The 16,579-nt window shown below is 62.0% G+C and carries 11 protein-coding genes; 4 read left to right on the top strand and 7 right to left on the bottom strand.

What is annotated here, in order from left to right:
- Nucleotides 1–1,458 (top strand): LLM class flavin-dependent oxidoreductase, encoded by a 1,458-nt coding sequence (locus LMG28727_RS27955; protein WP_201645560.1) that lies wholly within the window; start codon nucleotides 1–3, stop codon nucleotides 1,456–1,458.
- A 120-nt stretch (nucleotides 1,459–1,578) separates the two neighbouring features.
- On the opposite strand, the gene LMG28727_RS27950 is transcribed toward LMG28727_RS27955, so the two are convergent.
- From LMG28727_RS27950 to LMG28727_RS27920, 7 genes are all read right to left on the bottom strand, one after another.
- Nucleotides 1,579–2,529 carry a dimethyl sulfoxide reductase anchor subunit family protein gene (locus LMG28727_RS27950; protein WP_201645559.1) on the bottom strand — a complete coding sequence of 317 codons (951 nt, stop codon included), beginning with the start codon at nucleotides 2,527–2,529 and terminating at the stop codon, nucleotides 1,579–1,581.
- Nucleotides 2,526–3,362 carry a 4Fe-4S dicluster domain-containing protein gene (locus LMG28727_RS27945; RefSeq protein ID WP_201645558.1) on the bottom strand — a complete coding sequence of 279 codons (837 nt, stop codon included), beginning with the start codon at nucleotides 3,360–3,362 and terminating at the stop codon, nucleotides 2,526–2,528. The genes LMG28727_RS27950 and LMG28727_RS27945 overlap by 4 nt, the downstream gene beginning before the upstream one ends.
- A 23-nt stretch (nucleotides 3,363–3,385) precedes the next feature.
- The gene (locus tag LMG28727_RS27940; RefSeq protein ID WP_201645557.1) at nucleotides 3,386–6,307 is read right to left on the bottom strand and encodes a molybdopterin oxidoreductase family protein; all 2,922 of its coding nucleotides are present in this window, start codon (nucleotides 6,305–6,307) and stop codon (nucleotides 3,386–3,388) included.
- Between the two features lie 110 nt (nucleotides 6,308–6,417).
- Complete coding sequence (locus LMG28727_RS27935; RefSeq protein ID WP_201645556.1) at nucleotides 6,418–6,582, bottom strand: DUF2474 domain-containing protein; 165 nt, start codon at nucleotides 6,580–6,582, stop codon at nucleotides 6,418–6,420.
- A 10-nt stretch (nucleotides 6,583–6,592) separates the two neighbouring features.
- On the bottom strand, nucleotides 6,593–7,600 hold the full coding sequence (gene cydB, locus LMG28727_RS27930; RefSeq protein ID WP_201645555.1) for a cytochrome d ubiquinol oxidase subunit II: 1,008 nt from the start codon (nucleotides 7,598–7,600) through the stop codon (nucleotides 6,593–6,595).
- An 11-nt stretch (nucleotides 7,601–7,611) separates the two neighbouring features.
- Nucleotides 7,612–9,033: a cytochrome ubiquinol oxidase subunit I gene (locus tag LMG28727_RS27925; protein WP_201645554.1), complete on the bottom strand. Its 1,422-nt coding sequence runs from the start codon at nucleotides 9,031–9,033 to the stop codon at nucleotides 7,612–7,614.
- Between the two features lie 264 nt (nucleotides 9,034–9,297).
- Nucleotides 9,298–9,510, bottom strand: a complete 213-nt coding sequence (locus LMG28727_RS27920; RefSeq protein ID WP_201645553.1) for a hypothetical protein — start codon at nucleotides 9,508–9,510, stop codon at nucleotides 9,298–9,300.
- A 1,029-nt stretch (nucleotides 9,511–10,539) separates the two neighbouring features.
- Between LMG28727_RS27920 and LMG28727_RS27915 the strand changes: the two genes are divergently transcribed.
- From LMG28727_RS27915 to LMG28727_RS27905, 3 genes are read left to right on the top strand one after another with little or no spacing between them, the layout of a single operon-like run.
- A complete protein-coding gene (locus LMG28727_RS27915) occupies nucleotides 10,540–13,731 on the top strand; it encodes an efflux RND transporter permease subunit (protein ID WP_201645552.1) in 3,192 nt (1,063 codons plus the stop codon).
- Nucleotides 13,721–14,908, top strand: coding sequence for an efflux RND transporter periplasmic adaptor subunit (locus tag LMG28727_RS27910; RefSeq protein WP_201645551.1), 1,188 nt, complete (start codon nucleotides 13,721–13,723; stop codon nucleotides 14,906–14,908). The genes LMG28727_RS27915 and LMG28727_RS27910 overlap by 11 nt, the downstream gene beginning before the upstream one ends.
- Nucleotides 14,901–16,361: an efflux transporter outer membrane subunit gene (locus LMG28727_RS27905; RefSeq protein WP_201645550.1), complete on the top strand. Its 1,461-nt coding sequence runs from the start codon at nucleotides 14,901–14,903 to the stop codon at nucleotides 16,359–16,361. Before LMG28727_RS27910 ends, LMG28727_RS27905 begins: the two co-directional genes overlap by 8 nt.
- Nucleotides 16,362–16,579 lie beyond the last annotated feature (218 nt).

Here is a 16,579-nt window from a genome sequence, read left to right as displayed (position 1 = left end):
ATGAGTAAAACCATTCGCTTCAACGCGTTCGAAATGAATTGCGTGGGTCATCAGTCACCGGGCTTGTGGGCGCATCCGCGCGACCGCTCCTGGCAGTACAAGGATCTGGAATACTGGACCGATCTCGCCAAGGTTCTGGAAAAAGGCATCTTCGACGGGATCTTCATCGCCGACGTGGTGGGTTATTACGACGTCTACAAGGGCAGCAACTTCCATGCGCTGCACCAGGCGGCGCAGATCCCCGTCAACGATCCGCTGCAACTCGCAGCACCCATCGCGATGGTGACCGAGCATCTGGGCATCGGCATTACTGCGTCGACCACCTTCGAGCATCCGTACACGTTCGCACGCCGTCTTTCCACGGCCGATCACCACACGAAGGGACGGGTCGGCTGGAACATCGTCACGTCGTACCTCGAAAGCGGCGCGAAGAATATCAGCGAAGGCGGCCTGCGCGGCCACAACAACCGCTATGAGGTCGCCAACGAATACATCGAGGTGCTCTACAAGCTGTTCGAAGGCAGTTGGGAAAGCGGCGCGGTGGTTCGCGACCGGCAGAATCGCGTATTCACGAACCCCGACAAGGTCCATGAAATCGGCCACAAGGGCAAGTTCTTCGACGTGCCCGGCTACCATCTGTGCGAGCCGTCGCCTCAGCGCACGCCGGTGCTGTATCAGGCAGGCGCTTCGGGTCCGGGCAAGACGTTTGCCGCGCAACATGCCGAATGCGTGTTCGTCGCCGCGCCCTCGCAAGCGGTGCTGACACACTATGTCGCGGACGTGCGCCGCCAGGCTGCGGAAGCGGGACGCGACCCGCGTCAGCTTCTGATTTACAACCTCGTCACCGTCATCGTCGACGAGACCGACGCCAAAGCGCAGGCGAAGTTCGAGGAATACCAACGCTACGTGTCGTACGACGGCTCGCTCGTCTTCATGTCCGGCTGGACCGGCATCGATTTCGGCCAGTACGCACCGACGGACCTGGTGAAGCGTGTCGAAACCAACGCGATCGTATCAGCCGTCGAACACCTCGCGGGCGGCGACAAGGCATGGACGATCGAAGAGCTCGCACGGTGGGGCGGTATCGGCGGGATGGGACCGGTATTCGTCGGCTCGGCTGCAACGGTTGCCGACATCCTGCAGCAATGGGTCGAGGCAACGGATGTGGACGGTTTCAACCTGGCCTACGCAATCGCTCACGAGACGTTCGAGGACGTGGTGAACTACCTCGTGCCGGAGTTGCAGCGTCGCGGCGTGTATGCCACCGCGTACCAGCCCGGCACCCTGCGCGAGAAGCTCTTCGGTGCCGCCCCGTTGTTGCCGGACAATCACCCCGCCGCCCGCTTTCGCGACATCGAGCGCGTAAAGCGTGAGTTGGCGGAGCAGCAGGCGACTGCGGTCACTGCGTTGGGTGACTGGGGTGACAGGGTCGCGTTCATCCCGGGCGCGACTCGATAGCCACGCCTCATCGAGCGCCCGTGCCATTGGCGTAACGGCGCCCGGTGAGCATCATGGCCACGCAACCCGTCCTATCCCGGCTCTTGTCGAATGGCCTGCGTTATCCCGCCCCAACCCTCGTCACCCGACTCTTGCGTAATACAGATTCTGCGGATGTTTCGCTTCCGCGAAGAAGAACCAGCGCTCCGCCACGAGCCCGGCGTATTGAACGACACACGCGGCCGCCAGCAAGCCGAGCGACACGCCGAACGAATGCCACCCTACACCCAGTGCCATCAGCAGGATCGGCACAACGAACGCGGCCACGAGGAAGCCCCACTTGACGCCGCGTAGCGTACCCGCCGACTTGCCATGAAAGAACTCACGCAGATTGAACGCCCCAGCGGTAAAACCGCGCGACACCTGAACCAGTTTCGGATTCTTGATGCCGGTCGCGCTCTGCACAGTCGATTTCGGCCGTAGTCGCGCATTGCGTACCAGCGAGGCCGAGCGGCTCGCGCAACCGGCGAGCGTCAGCACGCATGCGCAGAGCGCCAGACCGGCGGTGAGCTGAGGCACGAACCAGGCTGTCAGTGCGGTGGCCAGCGTGAAACCCGACGCACATCCAAGCAGCGTAAAGTTCACCAGCGTGAGCGGCGTCGCCCATTCCTGTAAAAAGCGCAGACACGCATAGATCATTGCCGTACAGACGAACAGCGCGGCGCTCGCAATCACACCGAGCACGCCAATCGCCAGCGACGCGGACGCGCCGAACCAATGCGCGACGCCGTAGAAAAACGCGCACGCGAGAAACACCGGCAGGCACAGACATTCACGCGACAACCATGACGTGCGCCACATTGCAATGGCACGCCAAGCGCGCTCGGGATGACCGAGATGAAAGAACGATGCGATCAGCCCCAGTCCGCCCAACACGAAGCACAGCGCTGCGCCGCCGACATAGAAATCAGCGGGCGCGCCGGTCACGAGTCCGAGATGTGCGGCGGCTTCCAGGCCGACCAGCGCAATCAGCAAACCTTGCGCCGCGCCGCTCAGCGTAGTTAGAAAAACGACGGAGAAGGCCGGATTCATCGTGTGATCCTTTCCATGCGCGTCGCCATGGAGACGAGACGTAGTTCACCGCGCTCCATCTGCTGCTCGGGCGACGACGGTTCGCTTGCCGGTTCGCTTGCCGGTTCGCTTGCCGGTTCGTTTGCCGGTTCGCTTGCCGCTTCGCTTGCCGGTTCGTCGAATGCCGCGTTCGCGGTTCCGCAGGTGCACGCATCGCTGCCGCACCCTACGGCGGAGGTCGTCGGAATACGCGGCAGATAGTGGTTCGCCGGCCGCGTGTTCCACTCGGGCATCAACTGATAGCCGCCCCGCTCCTCGATCGCCTTCGACACCACCGACTCCGGGTCGTGAATATCGCCGAAGAGCCGCGCTGAAGTTGGACACGCGAGCACGCAGGCAGGTTGCCGGTCACGCTCCGACAGATGTTCATCGTGAATGCGATCGACACACAGCGTGCATTTGGTCATCTCCCTGCGCGCTTCGTCGAGTTCGCGTGCTCCATACGGGCACGCCCACGCGCAGTACTTGCAGCCAATACAGCGGTCGAAATCGACCAGCACCAGGCCGTCCTCCTTGCGTTTGTAACTCGCGCCGGTCGGACACACGGGCACGCACGGCGGGTCCTCGCAATGCAGACAGGATTTCGGAAAGTGAATCGTCTCCGCGTCCGGAAAACTGCCCGCCTCGAAGGTCTGCACGCGGTTGAAGAAAGTGCCGGACGGGTCGGCATCGTACGGATTGAAGTCAGCGAGACTGCCCGACTCTCCCGACGTATTCCACTCCTTGCAACTCGTCACGCATGCCTGGCAACCCACGCATACGTTCAGGTCGATTACCAACGCCATCTGGGTCATCGGACACTCCTTTGCGTCAGTCGTTACTTGCGTCCCACTGCGCCGCGCAGCCGCGCCGCGAACTCGCCGCGTCCCGCGAAGTAGGTCTGCACGATCCGCGAAATCACGCTGTTCTGGCCCGGCACCGCCGAGATCGCTTCGAACTGCGGCAGCGTGTTGCGCGCGTCCGCTTCCGCCGGGTAGATGCGCACGTGCACGTCGTACCACGCTGCCTGCCCGGTCACCGGATCGGAGTTCGATAGACGCTGCGCTGCGTCACGGGTGCCCGGCAATTCATCGGTGATCAGGTGATTGAGCAGGAAACCGCGCTGCGACTCGTTCGCGCCCGCCCCGAGGTTCCACGCACCGGCGGCCTTGCCGATCGCGTTCCACGTCCACACCGTTCCCGGCTCGACCGTCTCGCTGAAGCGCGCCATGCAGCGCACTCGCCCCCATTGCGATTCGGCGTAAATCCAGCTTCCGTCTGCAATGCCGAGCCCGGTCGCCATCAGCGGATTCATGTACAGATAGTTCTCGCCATGAATCTGACGCAGCCACGCGTTCTGCGAGTCCCACGAGTGATACATGGCCATGGGCCGCTGCGTGACGGCAGCAAGCGGAAAGCGCGTTTGATCAGTCGAGTGGCTCTCCAGCGGTGCGTACCAGAACGGCAGCGGATCGAAGTAAGTCTCGACCCGCTGCCGCAGATGATCGGGCGGCTGCCGGCCGCTCGTGCGCCCCTGCGCGGCGAGGCGGAACTTCTGCATCACGTCGGAGTAAAGCTGGATCAGGATCGGCTCGTTGAATTTGCGAAAGCCGTTCCTGACGGCCCAGTCGAGATACGGCCCGTTGCAATTGCGCATGTATTGCATCGTCTCGGGCAGCACGTGGCGGAACACACAATTGTTCTTCGCATACTGCTCCCACTGCCGCGGATTCGGCTCGCCGACCAGCGCCTTGTCGCCGTCCTTGCCGCGCCAGCCAATCAGAAAGCCGACACCGGATTCAGCCGAAGTCGTGTAGTTGATGACGAAGTCGGAATAGTCGCGAAAGCGCCGCGTCCCTTCGGCGGTGGTAAACGCCGGAAACTTGAGCCGCGACGCCAGTTCGACCAGTACTTCCTGGAACGGCTTGCACTCGCCCGTAGGCGGCACGACCGGCACACGCACGGAATCGACCGGGCCGTCGAACTCGGAGATCGGCCGGTCGAGCATCGACATTGCGTCGTATCGCTCCAGGTACGTCGTATCCGGCAGGATCAAATCGGCGAACGCCGTCATCTCGGACTGGAACGCATCGCACACCACGAGAAACGGAATCTTGTAGTCGCCGTTGGCCTGTTTGTCGGCGAGCATCTCGCGCACCTTCATCGTATTCATCGACGAATTCCACGCCATGTTGGCCATGAAAATCAGCAAGGTGTCGATCGGATACGGGTCGCCACGCCACGCGTTGGTAATGACGCTGTGCATCACCCCATGCACAGCGAGCGGATACTCCCACGAGAAGGCTTTGTCGATGCGCACGGGACCGCCCTGTTCGTCGATGAACAGATCTTCCGGCGCAGCCGGCCAGCCTAGCGGACCGGTGGCAAGCGGCGTATTGGGTTTGACGGCAGCGGGACTGTTCGGCGGCTTGGCCGACGGCGGCACGGCGCGCGGAAACGGCGACTTGTGACGGAACCCGCCAGGACAGTCGATGGTGCCGAGTAACGACATCAGCACCGCCAGCGCACGGATCGACTGGAAGCCGTTCGAGTGCGCCGCGAGCCCCCGCATTGCATGAAAGGCCACCGGATTACCGCTGACGCTGTCGTGGCTCACGCCCCACGCGTCGGTCCACGGGATCGGCAAGGTGATCCGGTGCGCGCGGCTCGTCTCGATCATTTCGCTGGCGAGGCGGCGAATCGTGTCTGCCGCAATGCCGGTGATCGGCGCGGCCCACTCGGGCGTGCACGGCGCGACCCGTTCACGCAGCAACGCGAACGACGGTGTGACCGGCCTGCCGTCGTCGAGCGTATACCGGCCGTCGAGCGCCGGCGTTACGCCCGGCGCATGATGCGGCACCGCGCGTGCGCGTTCGGCATCCCACCACAGATGGTTTTGCGGAAAGAGCGGGTTGCCGGCTGCCCGGTCAGGGTCGCGTACGAACAGGCCGAAGTTCTCGCTCGTCTCGTCGAGATCGACGAGTTCCGCCGCGTTCGTGTAGCGCTGGACGAACTCATGGTCCCACGCGTCGGCGGCGATCAGTTCGTGCAGAAACGCCATGAACAATGCGCCGTCGGTGCCGGGCTTGATCGGCACCCACTCGTCGGCAATGGCCGCATAGCCGGTGCGGATCGGATTGATCGCGATGAAACGGCCACCCGCGCGCTTGAACTTCGAAATCGCGATTTTCAGCGGATTCGAATGATGATCCTCCGCGGTGCCGATCATGAAAAACAACCGCGCACTGTCGAGATCGGGACCGCCGAACTCCCAGAACGATCCGCCGATCGTATAAATCATGCCCGCCGCCATGTTGGCCGAGCAGAAGCCGCCATGCGCCGCGTAATTGGGGGTGCCGAACTGCCGGGCAAAGAGTCCGGTCAGCGCCTGCATCTGGTCGCGACCGGTGAAGAGCGCGAATTTCTTCGGGTCGGTGGCGCGAATCGCGGCGAGCCGTTTTTCAAGCACGTCGAAAGCGACTTCCCACGACACCGGCTCGAACTGCGCACTGCCGCGCTCGGCACCGGCTTTGCGCATCAACGGTTGGGTCAGGCGTGCGGGCGAATACTGCTTCATGATCCCGGACGCGCCCTTCGCGCAAATCACACCCTGGTTGAGTGGATGTTCCGGATTGCCGTCGATGTAGCGCACCTCGCCTTCGCGCAGATGAACCCGAATGCCGCAGCGGCAGGCGCACATGTAGCAGGTGGTGGTCTTGATCTCAAGCCGTTCGTCCTGCGTGCGGGCGTGGTGTTCCATGCGGATCTCCGTCGCTGCTCGATCTGGCCAACCTTGTCAGGGACCGGCACGTCGAGCGCGAACTCATCATCGTATCTGGACGAACTCAGTCCGCATGCCGGACAGAAAAATCAGTGCGTTTTCAGACCAGCCGCAGACATCAGAAAGCGGATGATCTCCACGACGATCAGCACAGTCGAAACGCTTGCAAGCCAGATGGCGAAGAGCCAGGCAATACGTTTCCATAGCGGCGACCGGTTCGCAGACGCGTGATCCGTCAATACGGTTTGCTCCATGCTGGATCCCTCAATGGTAGCCCTCTCCGACCTTGACCTTGCCGCGAAACACGTAATAGCTCCACGCAGAGTAACCGAGGATGAACGGCAGGATGAACAACGCGCCGACGAGCGAGAAGCCCTGGCTTTGCGGCGCGGACGACGCCTCCCAGAGCGTCACCGACGGTGGAATGATGTTCGGCCATACGCTGATGCCAAAGCCGCTATAGCTCAGAAAGACCACCATCAGGGTCAGCAGAAACGGCGTCACCGTCGCGCGCCGCGCAATCTCGCGCAAGACGGCAAAAAACCCGAGAATGACGAGCACGGGAACCGGCAGGAAGAAAAGCAGATTGGGCATGCTGAACCAGCGGTGGGCAATCTCCGCATGCGACAGCGGCGTCCACACGCTGATCACGACGATCATCAACAGCAACGCATACGCCAACGGTCGTGCGAGCTCATGCATCTGGCGCTGCAAGCGGCCTTCTGTCTTCATGATGAGCCACGTGCAACCCAGCTGCGCATAGCCGACGATCAACGCAATGCCGCAAAACAGCGGAAATGGCCGGAGCCAGTCGAGCGGTCCTCCGGCATAGCCGTTGTCCACGACCGGAATGCCGTCGATAAATGCGCCCAGCACGACGCCCTGAAAGAAAGTCGCGACCAGCGATCCGCCAATAAACGCTTTGTCCCAGATGTGGCGCTTCGCGTCGCGGGCCTTGAAACGAAACTCGAATGCGACGCCGCGAAAAATCAACCCCATCAGCATGAAGATCAACGGCAGGTATAGCGCACTCAGGATCACCGCATAGGCGAGCGGAAATGCGCCGAATAGTCCGGCGCCGCCCAGCACCAGCCAGGTTTCGTTACCGTCCCAGACTGGCGCCACGGTGTTCATCATTGCATCGCGCTCTTCCTTATCCTTGATGAAGTAAAAGAGAATGCCGATGCCCAGGTCGAAGCCGTCCATGACCACGTACATCATCAAGCCGAAAACAATAATCAGCGCCCAGATCACTGCGAGATCGATTCCCATCACTCAGCTCCTCAGCGGGTGGCGCCGTGGTCGTCATCGTCCGTTGCAGCCGACAGCGGCCGGGCCGCCGTGCGATGCTGCCCGGCTCCGCCCTGCGTCTGCAGCCGGCCTTCGTCGGGTATCGGTCCTTTGCGGACCAGGCGCATCATGTACATGATCCCCAGACTGAACACCGAAAAATAGACCACCACGAATAGCACGAGGGTCAGGCCTAATTGGGCGGTACTTTGCGGTGACGACGCGTCGGCTGTGCGCATCACGCCGTAGATCACCCAGGGCTGCCGGCCCATCTCGGTCGTGATCCACCCGGCGATCAAGGCGATCAGGCCCACCGGCCCCATCCACCGGACCAGGGTCAGGAATGCCCGCGACTGATAAAGCCGCCGCTGCGTGCGTAGCCAGAGGCCCCAGAGGCCGGCGAGAATCATCAGCAGGCCCATGCCGACCATGATCCGGAAGCTCCAGAACACCACCGTGGAATTGGCGCGGTCGCTCGCTGGAAACTCCTTGAGTGCGGGAACCTGCTTGTGAAGACTGTGTGTCAGGATCACGCTGCCCAGCACCGGAATTTCGATCGCGAAGCGGGTCACCTCGGCCTTCATGTCCGGCCAGCCGACGAGGATAAGCGGCGTGGGCTGCCCCGGAATGTTCTCCCAGTGCCCTTCTATCGCAGCGATCTTCGCAGGCTGATATTCGAGCGTATTCAGCCCGTGTGCATCGCCCACCACTGCCTGGATAGGCGCGACGATGAGCGCCATCCACATGGCCATCGAAAACATCGTGCGTATTGCCAGATTGTCGCGTCCACGCAATAGGTGCCACGCCGCCGAGGAACCCACGAAGAATGCCGTCGCCAGAAAGGCCGCAATGGCCATATGAGCCAGCCTGAACGGAAACGAAGGATTGAAGATCACGGCGAACCAGTCTATAGGTACCGCGCGCCCGCCGATCACTTCGTAGCCTTGCGGCGTTTGCATCCAGCTGTTGGACGCCAGAATCCAGAAGGTTGAAATGAGCGTACCGATCGCCACCATGACCGTGGCGAAAAAATGCAGTCCCCGTCCGACCCGGTTCCAGCCAAACAGCATCACCCCCAGAAAACCTGCCTCGAGGAAGAACGCGGTGAGAACCTCATAGGTCAGCAATGGCCCGGTAATGCCGCCCGCGAAGTAAGCGAAGCGGCTCCAGTTGGTGCCGAACTGGTAGGCCATGACGATCCCGGAGACCACGCCCATCCCGAAGTTCACAGCAAAGATCTTCGACCAGAAGTGATAGAGATCGCGATAGGCCTCCTCCCCGTTCTTCAGCCACATCCCCTCCAGCACCGCAAGAAAACTCGCGAGTCCAATCGTGATGGCGGGAAAGATGATGTGAAAACCGACCGTGAAGGCAAACTGCATACGGGCTAGAACAAGGGCGCTTGAACCGTACATGTTCACCTCGTTACTGTTTCGGAGGTACGCCTCGAATGGACGCCCTTACTCTACCCGCACAACTCGCTCCGCCTGTAGCCGGTTTCAGTGGTTATCACTGGTCGAATTCATCATAGTCCACTGGCGCGACGGTGGCGGACAAGAATTCGCGATCGCGGCGCCCGCATTTTGAAGTTAATGAAATGTAAGGTTATGACAGTTAGTTGCGTTATGTTGGGGGAAACGGACAGGTAAAAGACGCATCGACGATGGGCTCTCGGGCCATCACGTCAACTGCGAGGCGATCATGGCTGTGGGTGTGGTGGCATCTGCGCTACAAGTTCGGCTTGCGTGATCGTGCGCAGCCTGTCGCTGGTCTGCATAACGATCCTGATCGAACAGCACCATCGTCCTATCAGGTGCCGAACGAATGTCATACAGGCCTTCACGCATTTCAGGAATGCAAAGAACATTCTGGCCGGCATCGAGTTGATGCACCGGATTCGAAAAGATCCACTCGAACTTGCGAGGGTCGTCTTCAAGGAGATCGCTGTGTGAAGCGAATGGAATACTTCCCGTCTATAGATAAGTGATCCTTCTTATCTAATTTATTCTCCCAGATAGTCTTTCGGCACAACGACTCGCAACGGCACTGATCCGGAATGAAACCGGCTTTGCTTTCGACTGATCGTACTGGTTTAATCGCGACTGAACTTGTGCAACTATAGGGAAGGTTAGCGGCTTCCGCTGGCCGCTTCCTCCCGACAATGCCACGCCTCCCACCCGACCAAAATCACGCTGTTTTCCACACAACAGTATTGTGCGAAAGCTACCTTTCCCAAACCGATAGCGCCCGCTATTCTGCGTCGCTTTAACGGCACGGGGTCAATACAACGACGTGCACTTTCGAAATGGCCGACGCTCGCCATTTGAAAGTTTTGAGTAAGCGTTGTGAGTTCCTTATTCAGGCAGTTAGCAGCATTCAAGCTGCCTGGCGGCGCATTGGCCCGAGAGTGCATCCGCATTCCTGTTTCCATGCATCCCCGCAGTGTGTCGTCCCGGTCACGCGTTGGTCCACCTGCACATGACCCGACAGTGACATGCGCGCTCGCGTCACGCACGGAGATAAGCGGCCCCGTTGAGCGTGAACATGGTTTGAGACATTTTGACGGTCAGCAGGAATGTCGTGCTTTGTGTACGTTAGCGCTTGGATCCGGTTCTGGATCGTTCGCGCGAGATTCAAAACGACCCTACGCAGTGCGGGGTTGTCGCTCTCGAGCAGCGCTGCGAACAGCGCGTGAAGGCAGTCACGCACGTTAGCTTTTTCCAATTGATATCAAGCCGCAAGCGACCTCAAGAAATATCGATGATGCGAACCCCTGGCCCCTGCTCCGTCACGAGCGAACCGCTGTCCGGCCCAGCCGCGTGCCGAGTCTGCTCCCTGGACGCGCATAGGCGTGAGATTCGCCGCATGGCTCGCTGTGTGCAGCAGGCGCGCCACGTTCTTCTCAAAGCACTGGAACCCTCATGCTCGGCCTAGTCCGTATAGCCCTCCGGCGACCCTATACCTTCGTCGTTCTGGCGATCTTCATCCTCATCATCGGTCCGTTGTCTGCGATGCGGACGCCGACCGACATCTTCCCGGACATCAGGATTCCGGTTATCAGCGTGGTGTGGCAATACACGGGTCTGCCGCCGGACCAGATGGTCGGCCGCATCACGTCGCCGTTCGAACGTACGCTGACCACCACCGTCAACGACGTCGAGCATATCGAGGCGGAGTCGGTCGCCGGCTTTGGGATCATCAAGATCTTCTTCCAGCCGGGCGTGAACATCAGTACGGCCAACGCGCAGGTGACCGCCGTCGCGCAAACCCAGTTGCGGCAACTGCCTCCCGGCACGACCCCGCCGCTGATCCTGAACTACAACGCGTCGACGGTGCCGATCATCCAGTTGGCGCTGTCGGGTAAGGGACTGTCGGAACAGAATCTCGGCGACCTTGGCCTGAACGCGGTGCGACCGATCCTCACGACGGTTGCCGGCGCAGCCATTCCCTATCCGTTCGGCGGCAAGACGCGTCAGGTGCAGATCGACGTCGACCCGGTGGCCATGCAGGCGCGCGGTTTGTCCGCCCAGGACGTGGCCAATGCGCTGGCGGGCCAGAATCTGATCACGCCGGTGGGCACGGAAAAGATCGGTGACTACGAATACACGCTGCAACTGAACGATGCGCCGTCGCAGATCAAGGCATTGGGCGATCTGCCGATCAAGGCCGCCAACGGCACCACGGTCTACATCCGCGACATTGCCAACGTGCGCGACGGCAGTCCGCCGCAAACCAATATCGTGCACGTCAACGGCAAGCGCTCCGTGCTGATGTCGGTGCTCAAGAACGGTTCGGTGTCGACGCTCGGCATCATTTCCGGCATCAAGGATCAGATCGCCGCAGCGAAAGCCTCATGGCCCGACAACCTGCAGATCGACCCGATTGGCGACCAGTCGCTGTTCGTGCGCGCCGCCATTACTGGCGTCGCGCGCGAAGGCGTGATCGCCGCCGTGCTGACCAGCCTGATGATCCTGCTGTTTCTCGGCAGCTGGCGCTCGACCATCATCATCGCCACCTCGATCCCGCTCGCCATTCTCGGCTCCATCGCCACGCTGTCTGCGCTCGGTGAGACGCTGAACATCATGACGCTGGGCGGCCTCGCGCTAGCGGTGGGGATTCTGGTCGACGACGCGACGGTGACCATTGAAAACATCAATTGGCACCTGGAGCATGGCAAGGAAGTGGAGACCGCGATTCTCGACGGCGCCGCGCAGATCGTCACGCCGGCATTCGTGTCCCTGCTCTGCATCTGTATCGTGTTTGTGCCGATGTTCTTCCTGAACGGTGTCGCGCGCTTCCTGTTCGTGCCGATGGCCGAAGCGGTGATCTTCGCGATGATCTCGTCGTTCATCCTGTCGAGAACGCTCGTGCCGACCATGGCCAAATTTCTGCTGAAGCAGCATGTGCCGGGCGAACACGAGCACGAAAGCACCAGCGCTGGACCGCTCGGACGCTTTCAGCGCGGCTTCGAGGCGCGCTTTGAAAAAGTTCGCGCGAAGTATCACGGCCTGCTCGAACTGGCGCTCACGCATCGGCGGGCGTTCGTCACGGGCTTTCTCGGTTTCGTTGCCCTCTCGTTCGCGCTGGTGCCGTTCCTCGGCCGCAATTTCTTTCCTACCGTCGACGCCGGGCAGATCCTGATGCACGTGCGCGCGCCAGTCGGGGTTCGCGTCGAAAAAACCGCGCAGATTTTCGCCAACGTCGAAGGCGCAATTCGCCAGATCATTCCACCCGACGATCTTGGCACCGTCGTCGACAACATGGGCCTGCCGGTGAGCGGCATCAACACCGCGTACAACAATACCGGCACCGTCGGCTCGCAGGACGGCGACATCCAGATCGCACTCAACGAAGGGCATCGCCCGACTGCCGAGTACGTACGCAGCATGCGCGAGCAATTGCCACGAGAATTCCCTGGCGTGACGTTCTCGTTTCCGCCGGCCGACATCATCAGTCAGATCCTGAACTTCGGCTCGCCCGCGCCGATCGACCTGCAGATCCGCGGCAACAACCTCGCGGCGAACTACGGCTATGCGGACCATATCCTGCGCCTCGTGCGCGATGTGCCTGGCGTGGTCGATGCACGGATCGCCCAGTCGCACGCCAACCCTACCTTTAACGTCGACGTCGACCGGACACGAGCGCAATTGCTGGGTATCACCGAGCGCGACGTGACCAACAGCATGGTCGTCAATCTGGCAGGGTCGAGCCAGGTCGCGCCGACGTTCTGGTTGAACAATGCGAACGGCGTGTCTTACCCGATCGTGATGCAAACGCCGCAATACAACCTCGATTCGCTGGCGGCGCTGCAAAACCTTCCGATCACGGCCAGCGGCAACAACGCAGCGCAAATTCTCGGCGGCCTCGCCACCGTTCAGCGCACCAGCAGCAATGAGGTGGTCAGCCAGTACAACATCCAGCCGATGGTCGAGATCTTCGCGACCACCCAGGACCGCGACCTGGGTGCGGTGGCTGCAGATATCCAGCGCATTGTCCGCGACAACGCGCACACGCTGCCCAAGGGCTCGACCGTGGCACTGCTGGGCCAGGTGCAGACCATGAACAGTGCGTTCTCCGGCATGTTGTTCGGCCTGCTCGGCGCGGTGGTGCTGATCTATCTGCTGATCGTGGTCAACTTCCAGTCCTGGGCCGATCCGTTTGTGATCGTGAGCGCGTTGCCTGCTGCGTTGGCCGGCATCGTCTGGATGCTGTTCGCGACCCACACCACGCTGTCGGTGCCCGCGCTCACCGGCGCGATCATGTGCATGGGGGTGGCCACGGCCAACTCGATCCTGGTGGTCAGCTTCTGCCGGGAGCGTCTTGCGGTGCATGGCGATCCATTCAAGGCTGCGCTCGAAGCGGGCTTTACGCGCTTTCGCCCGGTTCTGATGACGGCGCTTTCGATGATCATCGGCATGGCGCCGATGGCACTCGCGCTCGGCGAAGGCGGCGAGCAAAACGCGCCGCTTGGCCGCGCCGTGATTGGCGGTCTGATCTTCGCCACCACCGCTTCGCTATTCCTCGTGCCCGCCATTTTCTGTATCGTCCACGCGCGCCCCGGGCGCGCGGCTACCCCGGCATCCGCCTCGGGAGGTCCTGCCCATGTCGTCTGAAACCACGTTCCCCGCTAACCCGCCGTCGCGCCGTCCGCTGCGCGTTGCTGGCGTGATCGGCCTGCTGATCGCCATCGGCATCGTCGCCGCTGGCCTCACGCTGCGCGCCGTCGACGCCCGCAAGCTGAAAACCTGGACCGACGCGCAGTCGGTGCAAACCGTCAATCTGATCAAGCCCATTCGCGATACCAGCGGGCCTTCGCTACAGTTGCCCGGACGCCTCGAAGCCTATACGCGCGCGCCGATCTTCGCGCAGGTGAGCGGCTATCTGAAACGATGGAATGTCGACATTGGTACACGGGTCAAAGCGGGCCAGCTGCTGGCTGAAATCGAAACACCCGAACTCGACCAGCAACTGGTGCAGGCACGCGCCGATCTTCAGAGTGCGCAGGCGAATGCGCTGGTTGCCGGCACCACGGCCAAACGCTGGGAAGCCCTTCGCGGCACCGATTCCGTCGCCCAGCAGGACGTCGACCAGCGTACCGCGGACTACACCGCCCGCGCCGCGACCGCTGCCGCAGCCAGGGCCAACGTGGACCGGCTGGTCGCCACCAAGGCATTCGCGCGTATCGTCGCTCCGTTCGATGGCGTGGTGACCGCCCGCGATACCGACGTTGGCGCACTGGTCAATGCCGGCGCCGGCGGCGTGGGGCAGGAGTTGTTCGAAGTGTCCGACGTCAAACAGCTGCGCGTGTATGTCCAGGTGCCGCAGAATTATTCCCCGGCTATTCACGACGGCACGAACGCCACGCTGACCGTGCCCGAGTATCCCGATCAGCAATTCACCGCCCGCGTCGTCGCGGCGGCCGGCTCGGTCAACTCGAGTTCCGGCACCACGCTGGTCCAGTTGCTGGTCGACAATGCCAACGGCAAGCTGCTGCCTGGCGGCTTTGCCAGTCTGAAATTCAATCTGCCCGTGTCCGCCGATTCGATCCGGGTGCCGGCGAGCGCACTGGTGTTCGACAGCCGCGGCACGGTGGTGGCCACGTTGGGTCCCAACAATCAGGTGGTGTTCAAGCCGGTGAAGATCAGCCGCGACTTTGGCGACTCGGTGGAGATCGGCGCGGGCCTTGCCGCGACCGACCGTGTGATCGATACGCCGCCTGACGGACTCGCAGACGGAGACCACGTGCAGATAGCAACGGCGACTGACAGGAAGGCAGCGGCACATGGCTAAGTATCGATTTACGGCGCTGCTGCCGGGCGTCGTCGCGCTATCGGCCTGCTCGCTCGCGCCGGACTATCACGTTCCGGCAACGCCGGTGGCCGCGCAATTCAGGACGGTCGGGCCGTGGACCAGTGCACAACCCGCCGACCGGATCGACCGGGACGGCTGGTGGAAAATGTATGGCGACCCGCAGCTCGACGACCTGGAAACCCGGCTGCTCGCCAGCAATACCGACTTGCGCGCGGCATACGATCACTACAGACAGGCCCAGGCGTTTGTCGCGCAGGTCCAGTCGGAACTCTATCCGAGCGTGAGCGCGAGCGCGGTGCCTCTGCGCGAGCGCCAGTCCGACACCGCGCCGTTGCGCGGCAACGGTCCGGCAAACTACAACTCGGTCACGCTCGGCGCCAGCGTCAAATACGACCTCGATCTGTGGGGTCGCGTACGCGACTCCGTCGCCGCCGGCAAGGACGAGGCACAGGCCACCCAGGCCGATCTGGCGTCGGTGAGACTCAGCCTCGAGGTTCAGCTCGCAGACAGCTATATCCGCCTGCGTGGGCTCGACCAGCAGACCGATCTGCTGAATGAGACGGTCGTGGCTTACGCGAAAGCGCTTCAGCTCACGCAGACCCTGCACGATAGCGGTATCGTGTCCGGCCTTGACGTGTCGCGCGCGCGCACGCAGCTCTCGTCGGCGAAATCGCAGTTGTCGCAGAACCTCGCACAACGGGCGTTGCTCGAACACGCGATCGCCGTGCTGGTTGGCGCGTCCGCGTCAGAGTTCACGCTGCCGCAACAGACTGCCGACATCACGTTGCCGGCCATTCCAACCGGGCTGCCCTCCACGCTGTTGCAGCGGCGCCCCGACGTCGCCGCCGCAGAACGCCGGGTCGCCGAGGCCAATGCCACGATCGGCGTGGCGCGTGCCGCTTACTTCCCGGACATCGCCCTCGGCCTGCAAGGCGGGGTACAAAGCGCGGCCTACGCCGGGCTGGTTAGCGCACCGAATATCTTCTGGGCAATCGGGCCACAACTCGTGCAATACATTTTCGATGGCGGCTACCGCCGCGCGAAACTCGATTCCGCGAAAGCAGCCACCGATGAAGCCGGGGAGCGTTACCGCAGCGTGGTGTTGTCGGCCTTCCAGCAGGTCGAAGACAGCCTCGCCCTTCTGTCGTATCTCGGCACGGCGCTGGGCGAGCAACGGGATGCGGCCACCTCGGCGCAGGAGACCGTCGACCTCGCGTTGCGTCAATACAAGCAGGGCACCGTCGGCTATCTCGATGTGGTGCAGGCGCAGACCGTGGAACTCGATGCACGGCGCGGCGTGCTCGACGTCCAGACCCGCCAGTTGAGCGCGAATGTGCAACTGCTGCATGCGCTGGGCGGTGGCTGGTCAAGCGATGAGCTGGCCAGGGTGAGCGCGACACCGGCGCTGGTTGCGGCTAATACTACGCAGTGATTGCGGCGCGCGGGTAGCCACTTAGGTGAGGTAGATCACCCATGTTCCCAAGCGGTTCTGGTTGATAGGGCCCAGTAACGGCGAGCCGGTGCTGGGCTTTTTTTCTATGGCCTGCAAAATAGGTCGCACTAAAACTGCGCTAACAGGTTTGGTGGGCAAGCTGCAGTGAAACGAGGTGAGTGAGTAAAACGTCAATACGCTTTCGCGTGCACGTCATT

The organism is Paraburkholderia metrosideri (genome assembly GCF_904848625.1).
Classification (GTDB): domain Bacteria; phylum Pseudomonadota; class Gammaproteobacteria; order Burkholderiales; family Burkholderiaceae; genus Paraburkholderia; species Paraburkholderia metrosideri.
This window is presented reverse-complemented; position numbering and strand designations above follow the sequence as displayed.

Excerpts from the sequence above, each read along its gene's own strand:
- cydB (WP_201645555.1), bottom strand. The coding sequence starts at position 7,600 with ATGGGAATCGATCTCGCAGTGATCTGGGCGCTGATTATTGTTTTCGGC.
- LMG28727_RS27950 (WP_201645559.1), bottom strand. The coding sequence starts at position 2,529 with ATGAATCCGGCCTTCTCCGTCGTTTTTCTAACTACGCTGAGCGGCGCG.
- LMG28727_RS27925 (WP_201645554.1), bottom strand. The coding sequence starts at position 9,033 with ATGTACGGTTCAAGCGCCCTTGTTCTAGCCCGTATGCAGTTTGCCTTC.
- LMG28727_RS27915 (WP_201645552.1), top strand. The coding sequence starts at position 10,540 with ATGCTCGGCCTAGTCCGTATAGCCCTCCGGCGACCCTATACCTTCGTC.
- LMG28727_RS27905 (WP_201645550.1), top strand. The coding sequence starts at position 14,901 with ATGGCTAAGTATCGATTTACGGCGCTGCTGCCGGGCGTCGTCGCGCTA.
- LMG28727_RS27940 (WP_201645557.1), bottom strand. The coding sequence starts at position 6,307 with ATGGAACACCACGCCCGCACGCAGGACGAACGGCTTGAGATCAAGACC.
- LMG28727_RS27910 (WP_201645551.1), top strand. The coding sequence starts at position 13,721 with ATGTCGTCTGAAACCACGTTCCCCGCTAACCCGCCGTCGCGCCGTCCG.
- LMG28727_RS27945 (WP_201645558.1), bottom strand. The coding sequence starts at position 3,362 with ATGACCCAGATGGCGTTGGTAATCGACCTGAACGTATGCGTGGGTTGC.
- LMG28727_RS27955 (WP_201645560.1), top strand. The coding sequence starts at position 1 with ATGAGTAAAACCATTCGCTTCAACGCGTTCGAAATGAATTGCGTGGGT.
- LMG28727_RS27935 (WP_201645556.1), bottom strand. The coding sequence starts at position 6,582 with ATGGAGCAAACCGTATTGACGGATCACGCGTCTGCGAACCGGTCGCCG.